The 13,760-nt window shown below is 67.8% G+C and carries 8 protein-coding genes; 4 read left to right on the top strand and 4 right to left on the bottom strand.

The window, feature by feature from the left end; translation table 11 throughout:
* Position 1 precedes the first annotated feature (1 nt).
* The 3 genes from nuoL (at position 2) to nuoN (ending at position 5,251) form a co-directional block, all read left to right on the top strand.
* Positions 2-1,888, top strand: coding sequence for an NADH-quinone oxidoreductase subunit L (gene nuoL / locus ACFQ9K_RS30545; protein ID WP_378721190.1), 1,887 nt, complete (start codon positions 2-4; stop codon positions 1,886-1,888).
* 118 nt (positions 1,889-2,006) lie between these two features.
* Positions 2,007-3,629, top strand: a complete 1,623-nt coding sequence (locus ACFQ9K_RS30540) for an NADH-quinone oxidoreductase subunit M (protein WP_378721191.1) — start codon at positions 2,007-2,009, stop codon at positions 3,627-3,629.
* On the top strand, positions 3,626-5,251 hold the full coding sequence (gene nuoN / locus ACFQ9K_RS30535) for an NADH-quinone oxidoreductase subunit NuoN (RefSeq protein ID WP_378721192.1): 1,626 nt from the start codon (positions 3,626-3,628) through the stop codon (positions 5,249-5,251). The genes ACFQ9K_RS30540 and nuoN overlap by 4 nt, the downstream gene beginning before the upstream one ends.
* 101 nt (positions 5,252-5,352) lie before the next feature.
* Here the strand turns inward: nuoN and ACFQ9K_RS30530 are convergent, their stop codons facing one another.
* From ACFQ9K_RS30530 to ACFQ9K_RS30520, 3 genes are all read right to left on the bottom strand, one after another.
* Entirely contained in the window at positions 5,353-6,102 is a 750-nt protein-coding gene (locus ACFQ9K_RS30530; RefSeq protein ID WP_378721196.1) for an SDR family NAD(P)-dependent oxidoreductase, read from the bottom strand.
* Positions 6,103-6,334: 232 nt separating this feature from the next.
* The gene (locus ACFQ9K_RS30525) at positions 6,335-7,054 is read right to left on the bottom strand and encodes an SDR family NAD(P)-dependent oxidoreductase (RefSeq protein ID WP_378721198.1); all 720 of its coding nucleotides are present in this window, start codon (positions 7,052-7,054) and stop codon (positions 6,335-6,337) included.
* Between the two features lie 358 nt (positions 7,055-7,412).
* A complete protein-coding gene (locus ACFQ9K_RS30520) occupies positions 7,413-8,840 on the bottom strand; it encodes an alpha-amylase family protein (RefSeq protein WP_378721199.1) in 1,428 nt (475 codons plus the stop codon).
* 2,071 nt (positions 8,841-10,911) lie between these two features.
* On the opposite strand from ACFQ9K_RS30520, the gene ACFQ9K_RS30515 reads away from it, so the two are divergent.
* Complete coding sequence (locus ACFQ9K_RS30515) at positions 10,912-12,636, top strand: hypothetical protein (RefSeq protein ID WP_378721223.1); 1,725 nt, start codon at positions 10,912-10,914, stop codon at positions 12,634-12,636.
* A gap of 128 nt (positions 12,637-12,764) precedes the next feature.
* On the opposite strand, the gene ACFQ9K_RS30510 is transcribed toward ACFQ9K_RS30515, so the two are convergent.
* Positions 12,765-13,586, bottom strand: coding sequence for an alpha/beta fold hydrolase (locus tag ACFQ9K_RS30510; protein WP_378721200.1), 822 nt, complete (start codon positions 13,584-13,586; stop codon positions 12,765-12,767).
* Positions 13,587-13,760 lie beyond the last annotated feature (174 nt).

Genomic DNA, 13,760 nt, shown 5'->3' with positions numbered 1-13,760 from the left:
CATGGATACGGCGACGCTCTGGCTGCTGCCCGCCCTGCCCCTGGCAGGCGCTGTCATCCTGCTGCTCTCCGGTCGGTTCAGCGACAGGTGGGGGCACCTGCTCGGCACCACGATGGCGCTGGCCGCCTTCGTGATCGCCGGCCTCGGGTTCTTCGACATGGTCGGCCGCGACGACGCCCAGCGCGGCATCCACACCGACCTGTTCAGCTGGGTTCCGGTGGCCGGCCTGCAAGCCGACTTCAGCCTCCAATTGGACCAGCTGTCCATGTGTTTCGCGCTGCTGATCACCGGCGTCGGCTCGCTGATCCACATCTACTCCATCGGCTACATGAGCCACGACCCGGGACGGCGGCGATTCTTCGCCTACCTCAACCTGTTCCTCGCGGCCATGCTGCTGCTGGTGCTGGCGAACAACTACCTGGTGCTCTACCTCGGCTGGGAAGGCGTCGGCCTGGCGTCCTACCTGCTGATCGGGTTCTGGTACCACAAGCCGACCGCGGCCACCGCGGCCAAGAAGGCGTTCGTGGTCAACCGGGTCGGCGACATGGGGCTGGCGATCGCCATGTTCGTCATGTTCGCCACCTTCGGGTCGATCAATTTCACCGCCGTGTTCGCGGGTGCGCCGCAGGCCGGGGAAGGGACGCTCACCGCGATCGGATTGCTGCTCTTGCTCGCCGCGTGCGGTAAGTCCGCGCAGGTGCCGCTGCAATCCTGGCTCGGGGACGCGATGGAAGGCCCCACCCCGGTTTCCGCGCTCATCCACGCGGCCACCATGGTCACCGCGGGTGTGTACCTGATCGCGCGCTCGGGTCCGATCTTCGACCTGGCGCCGGACGCGCGACTCGGAGTGGTGCTGGTCGGCGCGGTGACCCTGCTCTTCGGTGCGATCGTCGGCTGCGCCAAGGACGACATCAAGAAGGCCCTCGCCGCGTCCACCATGAGCCAGATCGGTTACATGATGCTGGCCGCCGGCCTCGGTCCGGCCGGCTACGCCTTCGCCATCATGCATCTGCTCACCCACGGGTTCTTCAAGGCCGGACTGTTCCTCGGCGCGGGCTCGGTGATGCACGCGATGGACGACGAGACCGACATGCGCCGCTACGGCGGGCTGCGCAAGCTGCTGCCGATCACCTACGTCACCTTCGGGCTCGGCTACCTCGCGATCATCGGGGTGCCGCCGTTCGCCGGGTTCTTCTCCAAGGACAAGATCATCGAGGTGGCGTTCAACCAGGGCGGCGCAAGCGGTTTGACGCTCGGCACGGTGACGCTGATCGGCGCCGGACTCACCGCCTTCTACATGACCAGGGTCATGATGATGACGTTCTTCGGCGAGCGCCGCTGGCGGCCCGATACGCACCCGCACGAATCCCCCGCGGTGATGACCGGGCCGATGATCCTGCTGGCCATCGGGTCGGTCGCGGCGGGTGCGCTGTTCGCCTTCGGTTCCTCGTTGCAGAACTGGCTGGAACCGGTCGTCGGCGCGCATCACGGCGCGGAAACCGTCCCCGCGGGTGTGGTCACCGCGCTCGCGCTGGTGGTCGTCGCGATCGGCGTCGGCTTCGCCTACTACCAGTACGCACAGCGCGAAATCCCCGAGACCGCACCGGAATCGGTGTCCGCGCTGACCATCGCGGCGCGCAAGGACCTCTACGGTGACGCGCTCAACGAGGCGGCCTTCATGCGCCCGGGCAGCTACCTGACCCGCGCGCTGGTGTTCCTCGACAACCGCGGCATCGACGGAATCGTGAACGGGACGGCCGCGCTGATCGGCGGCCTGTCCGGCCGCATCCGGCGTGTGCAGACCGGATTCGTGCGGTCCTACGCGCTGTCCATGTTCACCGGCGCCGCTCTGGTCGCCGCCGCGCTGTTGGCGGTGCGGCTGTGGTGAGCGTGTATCCCTGGTTGCCCGCCTGGTCGCGCCCATTGCCATTGCTGCGCGCGTCCCGCATGTCCATGTTCACCGGCGCGACCCTGGTGGCCGCAGCCCTGCTGGCAGTGAGGTTGTGGTGACGGACTTTCCCTGGTTGACCACGTTGTGGTTGGCGCCGGCGATCGGCGCGGTCATCGTGCTGGTGCTGCCCGCGTCGCAACGAGTGCTCGCGCGCTGTTCGGCGCTGGCGGTGTCGGTGGCAGTGCTGGTGTTCGCCGTCGTGCTGGCGGTGCGCTTCGAACCCGGTGGGGCGCAGTATCAGTTCGTCGAGGACCACGAGTGGATCCCGGCGTTCGGCGCCGGGTACACCGTCGGGGTCGACGGGATCGCGCTGGTACTGGTGCTGCTCACCGCGGTGCTGGTGCCGTTGCTGATCCTGGCCGGCTGGCACGACGAGCGGGAGGTGGGCAGCGGACGGCGCGTGTCGCACACCTACGTCGCGCTGACCCTGCTGGTCGAGGCGATGGTGCTGATTTCCTTTGTCTCGCTCGACATTCTGCTGTTCTACGTGTTCTTCGAAGCCATGTTGATCCCGATGTACTTCCTCATCGGCGGGTTCGGGCCACGGTCGGCGAACCCCGAGTCGCGCCAGCAGCGGTCGCGGGCCGCGGTGAAGTTCCTGCTGTACAACCTGTTCGGCGGGCTGATCATGCTGGCCGCGGTGATCGGGTTGTACGTGGTCACCGCGCGCGACGGGCTCGGCGCGGACTCGGCGGGCACCTTCGACTTCCGCGCGGTGGTCGCCGCGGCCAACTCCGGACAGCTCACGGCGGCGCCCGCGGTGCTCAACGCGCTGTTCCTCGGGTTCATGTTCGCGTTCGCGGTGAAGGCGCCGCTGTGGCCGTTGCACACCTGGTTGCCGGACGCGGCGGTGGCCGCGACGCCGTCGAGCGCGGTGCTGATGATGGCGGTGGTGGACAAGGTCGGCACCTTCGGCATGCTGCGCTACTGCCTGATGCTGTTCCCGGACGCGTCGAGTACCTATGCGCCGCTGGTGATCACGCTCGCCGTGATCGGCATCATCTACGGCGCGCTGCTGGCCATCGGGCAGACCGACGTGATGCGGCTGATCGCCTACACCTCGATCTCGCACTTCGGGTTCATCATCCTGGGCATCTTCGCGATGACCAGTCAGGGACAGACCGGCGCCACGCTGTACATGGTCAACCACGGCATCTCCACCGCCGCACTGTTCCTGATCGCCGGATTCCTGGTGTCGCGGCGCGGGACTCGGCTCATCGCCGACTTCGGCGGCGTGCAGAAGGTCGCACCGATCCTGGCCGGGACGTTCTTCATCTCCGGTCTGGCCACGCTCTCGCTGCCCGGTCTCGCGCCGTTCATCAGCGAATTCCTGGTGCTGGTCGGCACCTTCGCCCGCTACCAGGTGGCCGCGGTGATCGCGACCGGTGCGCTGGTGCTCGCGGCGCTGTACGTGCTGTGGATGTATCAGCGGATGATGACCGGTCCGGTCAAGGAGGGCAACGAACGCATCTACGATCTGGTGCCCCGCGAGCTCGCGGTGGTGGTGCCGTTGATCGCGGCGCTGCTGTTCCTCGGCGTCTACCCGAAACCGATCCTGGACTTCATCAATCCCGCAGTGAGCCAGACGTTGACGACCATCGGCAAGCACGACCCGGCACCGGCCGTGCCCGCGCTGCCCGAGGCCGGTAAGGCCGAACATTCCGGAGGAGCTAAGTGACTTCCTTGGACTACGGAAACACGCTCGCCGCGGCGATTCCGGCGCCGAGCGTCGAATACGGATACCTGTCGCCGATGTTGATCGTGCTCGGAGCCGGCGTGGTCAGCGTGCTGGTCGAGGCGTTCATGGGGCGGCGGTTCCGGTTCGGCGCGCAGCTGCTGCTGAGCCTGGCCGGATTGATCGCCGCGTTGGTCGCGGTGATTCTGCTGGCGGGGACCGAGGCCACCGCGATGGGCGGTGCGGTGGCGGTCGACGGGGTGACGCTGTTCCTGCAGGGCACCATTCTGGTGGTCGCCATCCTCGGCGTGCTGTTCATGGGCGAGCGCGGGGCCGAGCCCCGGGTCGAGGCGCGCAGCGGGCCGGGTACCTGGAGTGCGGCCGCGGCGACGCTGGGGCGCGGGGTGGATGCGTTTACCCCGCAGGCGTCTTCGGTGCCGGGCAGTGCGATGGAGCGGACCGCGCTGAAGGCGGGGATCGCGACCACCGAGGTGTTCCCGTTGACGCTGATCGCGGCCGGCGGGTTGCTGCTGTTCCCGGCGTCGAATGATCTGCTCACCATGTTCGTCGCGCTCGAGGTGTTGTCGCTGCCGCTGTATCTGCTGTGCGGGCTGGCCCGGCGCAAGCGGTTGCTGTCGCAGGAAGCGGCGCTGAAATACTTCCTGCTGGGGGCGTTCTCGTCGGCCTTCTTCCTCTACGGGGTGGCGCTGCTGTACGGGCAGGCCGGGACGGTTCGGTTGACCGGAATCGCCGATGCCATCGCGCTGCATCCGGACAACGCCTTGCTCGCGCTGCTCGGGGTGGCGTTGCTGGCGGTGGGACTGCTGTTCAAGATCGGCACGGTGCCCTTCCAGTCGTGGGTGCCGGACGTGTATCAGGGTGCGCCGACACCGGTTACGGCGTTCATGGCGGCGGCGACGAAGATCGCGGCAGTCGGTGCGTTGTTGCGGGTGCTGCAAGTCGCGGTGCCCGGGCTGAAGGACGACTGGCGGCCGGTGCTCGCCGCGATCGCGGTCGCCACCATGGCGGTGGGCGCGGTCATGGCGATCACGCAGACCGATGTGAAGCGGATGCTCGCGTATTCGTCGGTGGCGCATGCCGGTTTCATCCTGACCGGTTTGGTCGCGGCCAATGACAAGGGTGTCTCGGCGATCCTGTTCTATCTGGTGGCTTACGGATTGGGGACGGTCGGTGCGTTCGCGGTCGTCAGCCTCGTGCGCGATGCCTCCGGGGAAGAGGCCGGTGCGTTGTCCCAGTGGGCCGGGCTCGGTCGTCGCTCACCATGGCTGGCCAGCGTGTTCGCCCTGTTCCTGCTGTCGTTCGCCGGTCTTCCGCTGACGAGCGGATTCGTCAGCAAGTTCGCGGTGTTCGAGGCAGCGGCCGCCGGCGATGCCACCTTCTTGGTGATCGTCGGCGTGATCTGCAGTGCGATCGCCGCGTTCTTCTACATCCGGGTCATCGTCCTGATGTTCTTCACCGACCCGCCCGCCGACGCCCCGATCGTGGTCTCCCCCTTCCTGACCACCACCGTCGTCACCTTCGGCGCGGGCGCCACCCTGATCCTCGGCATCTTCCCGCAGCTGCTGCTGGACCTGGCGGATCGGGCGTCGACGTTCGTTCGGTGAGGTAGGTATCGCGATACGTCTGCCGCACACCTGGTTTCGGGTGTGCGGCAGATCTGTTTCGGTGCACGTCCGGTGGGTGCGGTGCTTCGCGGTGCCCGATCTCAGCCCAGTGCGCGGCCGCCGTCGACGAGGAGTCGTTGGCCGGTGATGAACGATGTGGTGGGGGCGGCGAAGAAGCTGACGGCCGCGGCGACGTCGTCGGGGGTGCCCATGCGGGCCGCGGGGACGGTGGCGAGGTAGGCGTCGCGGACGGAGTGGCGGACGTCGGCGTGGCGTTCGACCGGGATGAAGCCGGGGGCGACCGTGTTGACCGTGATGCCGAAGGGGGCGAGTTCGCGGGCCCAGCTGCGGGTCACGCCGATCTGGGCCTGCTTGGCCGTCGCGTACGCGGAGCGGCCCGGTGGCGGGCGGTCGGCTACCTCGGAGTCGATGTGCACGATCCGGCCGTAGCGGCGTTCCCGCATGCCGGGGATTATGCGGCGGCCGAGCAGGATCGGGCTTTTCACGAAGAAGTCCAGTTGCGCGAGGTGATCCGACCAGGTGACCTCGGTGAGCGGCGCCTCGGGTTGCGGTCCGGTCGCGTTGAGGACCAGCACATCGACCGGGCCGAGACGGTCGGTGATCGTGGCGACGAGCTCGCACACCTGATCCTCGTCGGTGACATCGGCCGCGATCGCCTCGGCGACCCCGCCGCCGTCCCGGATCGCGCGAACCACGGCGAGCGCCTTCTCGTCGTCGTGCAAACCATTGACGACGACAGCTGACCCGTCCGCGGCGAGCCGCCGCGCGATCGCACTCCCCAGCCCGCGCGAACTCCCCGTCACCAATGCGACCCGCCGGGGTGCCACCATGGCTTCCATCATTCCACGCTGGTGTCGGTAAACCGTTGGCAGGGAACGGATCACCGGCGTCGGAGACAAGCACCTGGCGGATCCGGCGATCCCGAGCGCCGCGCCATCGAACCGGGAACGGCGCGGAAGTCCACCGCTGGTCGGCACCGGATGGACATCCGCAGACCAACACCGGTCACCAGCTTCACCCAGTGAGAATCTGCGGTGTCGAAGGGGAGGTGGTCGGTTCTCGTCAGTGCAGGTAGGAGGCACCGTTGACGTTGAGGACGGAGCCGGAGGTCCAGGTCGCTTCCGGTGAGGCGAGGTAGCGGACGGCCGAGGCGATTTCCTCGGGTGCCGCGACTCGGCCGAAGGGGCTCTGGGCGCGGACGTCGTCGGTGACGCGGTGGGCGACGCGGTCGGTCGCGACGAATCCGGGGGCGACCGAGGCGACGGCGATCCCGTGCGGCGCCAACTCGACCGCGAGCGACTGACCCAGCGCGTGCACCGCGGCTTTGCTGGCGCCGTAGGCCGAGTATTCGGGCTCGCCGCGGAACGCGCCGCGCGAGCCGATATTCACGATCCGGCCCGCGATGCCCTTGTCGATCATGTGCCGGGCGACGCAGTAGGACATGTTGGCGGTGCCGAACACGTTGACGTCCAACGTCTTCTGCCAGGCTCGCTGCCAATCGGCATAGTCGGTGCCGGTCACGGGATGGGCGATGTTGACCGCCGCGTTGTTCACCAGGACATCGACGGCGCCGAGCCCGTCGATCGCCGCGTCCACGATCCCGGCGACGGCCTCCGGCGAACCGATATCGCCATTGACGAGCACATGCCCCGCACCGGGCAACCCACCCAACGTCTTCTCCCCGTCCTCGCGACTCGAGGAGTAGTGCACCGCCACCCGATCCCCGATCTCCGCGAACGCCAGCGCAATTGCCCGCCCGATCCCCCGCGAAGCCCCCGTCACCAACACACCACGACTCATTCTGTGATCACCATGCCCACTAGCTTGCCATCCCGGCCAGGCCATCGTCGGCCCGACGTCGGAGGGTGCTGGTAGCGCGCTGCGCGCTCAGCCGTGATGCGCGCGTGCCGTCGACCAACGGTTGTCGCGACTCAGAGTTCGTCCTCCGCGTCCAGACAGCAGGACCGCACCCCGACCGGATCCGCGAGCGGGACCTAGTCGAGGCAGATCGCAGGTGAGCCCGCCGTCATGTCCCGCTCGCCGGGGTGCGAGTCACCGAACGGGACAGGGCCGCGCCGAAAGGCGGGTGAGGCCATCGGTGTGTCCCGTTGGGTGTGACTCAAGGGGGTTGGGTGGCCGGCTACTCGGAGATGACGGCACCGGTGTGGAGTGCGAGTCCGGACTGTGGGGCTACTTCGGCGTGGAGTAGGCCGGTGTTGTCGATTCGGTAGGTCGGGCCCGTGCAGGTTCCGGCTTCGAGGGTGCCGTGCATGACGTCGCAGTAATGGCCTGCGGGGAGGGAGGTTCGGTAGGTGTCGGTGGCTGGGGAGTCTTCGCCGTTGAGGATGAGGTATCCCTCGGTGCCTCGGCCGAAGGCGATGCGGTTGGCGCCGTTGTCGGACCAGTTGGTTACTGGTTGACCTTGCACCTGGTGGTGGAAGGCGACCATGGGGCCGATGCCGGGCCAGGCGTGTTCGCACTGCCAATGGCCGTCGCCGCAGTGGGCGTCGGTGGCGCGGCCGAGCGGGTCGGACGGGGGTGCCTCGTCATAGGAGTTGAATGCGTAGCCGCTCAACACTTTTGGTCGGCCGTAGGGCCAGGCGAGCATGAATGCGTTGGCCAGGGTGTAGCGGTCGCCGTCGGCGTAGGTGAGGGTGGTGCCCTGGTGCTCGGTGTCGTGGTTGGCGACGAAGACCACGGATTTGTCGGAGGGCAGCGCGGAGCCGAAGGTCCGCAGGCTCGCGAGGCGGCCTTGGCGGAAGATGGCGCTCAGGGTGCCTGCGTAGCGGAGGTCCATGACGTCGCCGGTGGCCAGGTACTCCTCGGGTTGCACGGCTTCCTGCCAGCCGTAGATGACCTCCTGGTAGACGTAGGCCGGTCGGGTCAGGCGCTGTTCGATCGCCGCGAGGTCTTCTGGCGCAATGTATTTGGCCGAGTCGACGCGGAAGCCGTCGACGCCGAGGGACAGCAGATCGTTGAGGTAGCCGGCGATCCGGTCGCGGACGGAGTCGTCGCCGGTCGCGAGGTCTGCGCCGTTGAACGACTGGCAGTTGAAGACCTGGTAGCGGTCCGCGAGGTTCGCGACGGTGTTGCCCGGCGTGCCGCAATGGTGAAAGTCGCGCTCGGTGTACGGCACCGCCGGATACAGCTCGTGGCAGTACGGCGTGAGCCCGCTGCCGACACCGCACCCATCCAACGCGGACATGTTGTTGATCACCGCGTCGATATAGACCTGCACACCCGATTCGTGACAGCTGCGCACCATCGCCGCCAGCTCATCCCGCGTACCGAACCGACTGTCCAGCTTGTAGGACACCGCGGAGTACCCCTGCCACCACGGAAACCCCTTCTCCGGCCACACCGAATGCTCCTCCGGCGGCGAAGTCTGCACCGCGCTATACCCCAACGGCCCCAGCGTCGCCTGACACTCCCGTCCGATAGACCGCCAATTCCACCCGAACATCTGCGCGATCACCCCCTGCCCCGCCACCTCCTCCGCCGCCGCCTCGGCCGGAACCCACGTCGTCGTCACCGCAGTGACCAGCGCGAACACGCATACGCGGAACATGCGCCGACTGTATCCGAGCCCCCGATCCCCCCGACCCCTCACCCAACCCGACGCGCCGAACCGTAAACACCTACCTAGAGCCACTCACCCCACCTTCCTCACCACACCATCAGTCCGGCCCCACCCACCCCTCACCAAAACCACATGCCAGCAAGACAACCACCACACCCAACCCCCGCACAGCTGAGCCCAACCAAGCTGTCGCAACCCAACCCCCGCACAGCTGAGCCCAACCAAGCTGTCGCACCGGGCAAATGCACCCGTATCCCACCACCGATCCGGCATCAAACACCACACCGTCACCCACTACACGAGGCCACACCCCCACCACCCTCGCGCCCACCGGGACATCCCGACAAGCCCACTCGCTCTTCCCCGCCGCCATGTCCCGCTCGGCATAGGCCTGTCCGCCGACTGGGACATGACGGCAAGCCCACTCGCACTTCTCCGCCCCCATGTCCCCCTCACGACACTTACCCGTCCGACGGGACATGAGGACAGCCCGAAGGGACAGGAGGACAGTGCCACTCGCTCATCCCCGCCACCATGTCCCACTCGGCATTCACCTATCCGCCGAACGGGACATGGCGGCAATCCCACTCGCTTTCGCCACCCCCTTGTTCCCCTCACGACATTTACCCGCCCGACGGGACATGAGGACAGCGCCACTCGTTCTTCCCCGCCACCATGTCCCGTTCGGCATTCACCTATCCGCCGACTGGGACATCAGGCAGTGCCACTCGTTCTTCCCCGCTACCTTGTCCCGCTCGGCATCCACCTGTCCGGCGACTGGGACGTGATGACAAGCCCGCTCGCTTTCGCCGCCCATGGCTCCCTCCCGACACCTACCCGCCCGACGGGACATGAAGACATTGCCACTCGCTCATCCCCGCCACCATGTCCCACTCGGCATCCACCTGACCGCCGAACGGGACATGACGGCAAGCTCACTCGCTGTTTGCCGCGGTAGTGTCCCGTCCGGATTCCGCCGCTTGGCCGGGCGGGACATGAGGGCCGGGCCGTTATCGCGGCCTCGGTGCCGCTCTTCGGCGTGGCGGTCATGTCCCGCCGCCACGACGCCTCACTAGGGTCACCATCTATTCGCCGGATTGGGTCATGGCGACGGGCCATCCGGAAGCCTCGCTGCATCCGTGCCGGACTCGACGGATGGAACTAGCTGCTGTCTAGCCCACTCGATGTGCACCTGCCGTCCGACGGGACATGACGATAAACCCACCCGCTCGTCACCGCTGCCAAGTCCCCTCCGGCGGCAGATGTTCGCCGAGCGGGACATGGGGGCAGTAAAACTCGCGTTTCGCCACCCGTATGTCCCGTTCGGCATCGGCTCGGTTGCCTGAGCTGGACCTGGCGGCACGCTCACTGGCGTTCGCTGCTGTCGTAGCCGATCGACGTGCACCCCCTCATCGAATGTGGCTCGACGGCAGACCATGTGCCAGAAACCCACCCGCTGTTCACCGCTGCCATGTCCCGTCCGGCGGCAGAAACTCCCCGAACGGGACATGGGGACAGTAAAACTCGCGTTTCGCCACCGGTATGTCCCGTTCGGCATCCGCTCGGTTGCCCGAGCTGGATTTGGCGGCAGGCTCACTCGCGTTTCGCTGCTGTCATGGCCGATCGACGTGCGTCCCTTCACCGAACGTGACTCGCCGGCAGACCATGTCCCAATACCCGAACGGGACACAGCAGCGAGTAGCTCGAATGACCGCTCCGCCAGGTCCCGGTCACCGGTCGGGTTGCCGATGAACGGGACCTGGTTGAGCCGACACGCCGGCAACTGCGATGTGATGTCCCGTTCGGCGGTTGGCATCGGTGGGGCGTGGCGGCGGGGACCGTCTCAGCCGGGGGAGGTTTCTCGGCTCGGCGGTGGAGGTGGATCTTGGCGAATTGCATGAACTGCGTCGGTATCTGCTGACAAATCGCCCAGTGACGTGGCTGGCTGTGCGTGGCAACGTCACTGACCGTGAGAATTGCGGCGCGGCGTCTCGGACGGTCGGTACAACATGGGTGGGGGCGCGGGGAGCGCCGAAATGGTTGGGCGGCAACGGTGGTGATGTCGGTGGTGGCCGCCGGTCTGGTGCCGCCGGGATTGGCGGCGGCGGCCGACGTGCCGCCCGTGTCGGTGGCCACGGATCGGCAGGAGCAGCCGATCGCGACGCGTGACGGAATCGCGGTGTCCTACGTGAGTTTCCGGCTGCCGTTGCCGGCGAACGCGCCTGCGCATCCGGAGGCCTGCGACCGCACCGGGTATCTGCGGTATCGGCCGGTCGGCGGGCCGGAGAATGCGCGGGACGCGGACGCGGTGGTCGTGCAACAGCAGGGATTGGCCGGTGGCGCAGTCAATTCCGAGGGCGTGGCGGGCAATACGGTGCGCTCGGCGAAGTCGCTCGGGCGCAACATCGAGTTCTGGTCGCTGGCCCGGCGCGGGTCCTGCTTGGATGAGACAGCGGGCTTCGACTACGCCTTGCAGACCGGGAACTACCTGGACGCGGTCGACTACTACTTCAACGGCAAGCCGATCGATGGCCGCACCTTCCCCGGCTTCAAGACCTCGCAGGACCTGCCGATTCTCGATTCGATCGGCGTGGAGCGGGTGATCCGGGACCAGTACGAGATCATGCTGCACGAGCTGCCGGATCAGGCCGAGCGGCAACGCAAATACGTCTGCACCGGCATCTCGATGGGCGGCATGGTCACCGGGCTGTTCTCGGACTGGGACTTCGACGGCAACCCGGCCACGCAGGCCGACGCAGGCTACAACCAGTGCGCGGCGTTCGCCGCCCAGGACACGATGGTGTCCTCGGATCCGGCGGCGATCCAGAACACGCCGTTCTTCCACGACATCACCGACGCGCTCATGAGCCCGGCGAACGGCGTGCTGAAGGCCGGTTTCGACAGCGGCGTGCTGCCGCTGCGCACCCTCGGCCCGGCGCCGGTGATCGGCACCAAGGCGATGGTGCTCTACCGATTGGCCGGGCTCGCGGCGCATCTCGCGCCCGACGAGGAGAGCCAACTGCTCGCGCACCTGCACGACCCCGAGGTCGAGGCGACGCTCACCACCATGTTCGGCCAGACCTGGGCGGCGGTCGCGACCGGCGGCGCCGACGGCGCGGGCACCATCCGCGACTACCGGTTCACCAACGCGGCGTTGCTCGGCACGTTCATCGACAACAACTCCGGCAATTTCGCGCTGCTGCAACAGGGCGTGGGCGCGCTGTCCGGCGGCCCGGTCCAGGAGAAGACGTTCCCGAACGGCGGTGGGGCGACGCAGATTCCGGTGCTGGGCAACTACTTGCGGATCAGCGCGGGCCCGCAGACGCGCGTCGCGCCGACCGACCGGAACGCGCTCTACACCTGGCGCAACTACAACGACGTGGTCGGCGTCCCGTGGACCGCCCCGAACCGGGAGACCGCCGACATCCACGAGGTGGCAAGGCAATTGGGCACCGGCGCGCCGACGGCGTACTGGGAGACCTATTTCCCGCTGCGCATCATCCTCGATCTCGGCGCCGGCCTCACCGGTGCGCGCAGCGGCAACATGGTCGACCTGCGCTACCACAATATGAGTCGCACCAAGCCGAACTTCGTCGCCTTCGCCGGTGACAGCGTGGTGCAGTACGGCGTGGGCACCTGGGTGCCGACCCCGCCGACCGCGCAGGTGGAGACCCTGCCGGGCTACACCCACATCGATACGATCGGCGCGGCCGCGGTGCAGAACAACGGCAAGCCGGACTACAGCGGGCAGTACCTGGCCGAATTCATCCGGGGCCTCACCTAGAAACGTCAGTGCCCGCGTGCCGGACCACGCGGGCGGTGACGCCGGACGTCCTCGCTCATCAGGGTCGCCCGGTCCGCGTTCCGGACGGCGGTGAGGGCAGCGCCGCCGTCCGGAACGTCACCGGCGGATCAACCGAGCACCGCGCGCAGCCGGGTCACGAACGCGGCGGGGTCCTCGACGAATCCGGTGTGCCCGCCCGGGAACAGCGTCGGCTCGACGCCGATCCGCGCGGCCAGCGCCCGGGTCGTCCGGTCGCAGAATCCGTTCGCCGACGCCGCACCGATACCGGCCACCACCCGGACCGGGGTCGCCCGCAATGCCGCGAGATCCGGTGTCCACCAACTGGTTCCGTCGAGCTCGTGCAAGTACCAGAAGCGTTCGCTGGCCACGTCCGCGGCGGCGCGATCGCCGCCGAACATCTGCTCGAGCATCGGCTCCGGCATCTGCATGCCCGCGTTGGCGAAGAACTTGCGCCACGCGCCCAGCACCTCACCACGGGCATAGGTGGCGATGAGATCGTCTGTGCCTGCACGCAATTCGGCGTGGTTGTCGAGCACGCGGTGGAGCGGCGGCTCGTGGGCGATGGCGGTGTCGAGCAGCTCCGGGTGCGCCTGGACCAGCGCCAGCGTGGTGACCGCGCCGCCGCTGGAACCAAAGACCACCGCCGGGCCCGCGTCGAGGCGGATCAGGATTCGAGCCAGGTCGTCGGCGCGCAGTTCCGGGGTGGAGTCCTGCTCGGGGTCGTCGAGGACGCTGCCGTGGTGTCCGCGCGGGTCCATGGTGAGCACGGTGTGGTCGGTGGCGAGCAGTTCGGCGGCCGGGGCGAAGGCCGCGGCGGACATCGGGGCGCCGACCATGGCGATCAGCGGTCCGCTGCCGCGCAGCTCGTAGTGCAGGCGGGCGCCGGGAACGTCGAGCGTGTGGGTGGCGACGGACGCGGTCTGGGTCATGAGTTCTCCTCTGCGATGGAGCTACGTGCTCATGACTTTCGACGGTGGCCGCGGGCGGAATTCATCGGCGGCCGGAAAACAACAAAGACAGGGAGATGTCTCCCTGTCCCTTTCAATATATATCGCACACGGGGGCTTGCGGCAAGGCCCCTGTGGTGCCGCACAATGGTCGGC

This window comes from Nocardia sp. NPDC056564 (assembly GCF_042793755.1).
Taxonomy (GTDB): Bacteria; Actinomycetota; Actinomycetes; order Mycobacteriales; family Mycobacteriaceae; genus Nocardia.
This window is presented reverse-complemented; position numbering and strand designations above follow the sequence as displayed.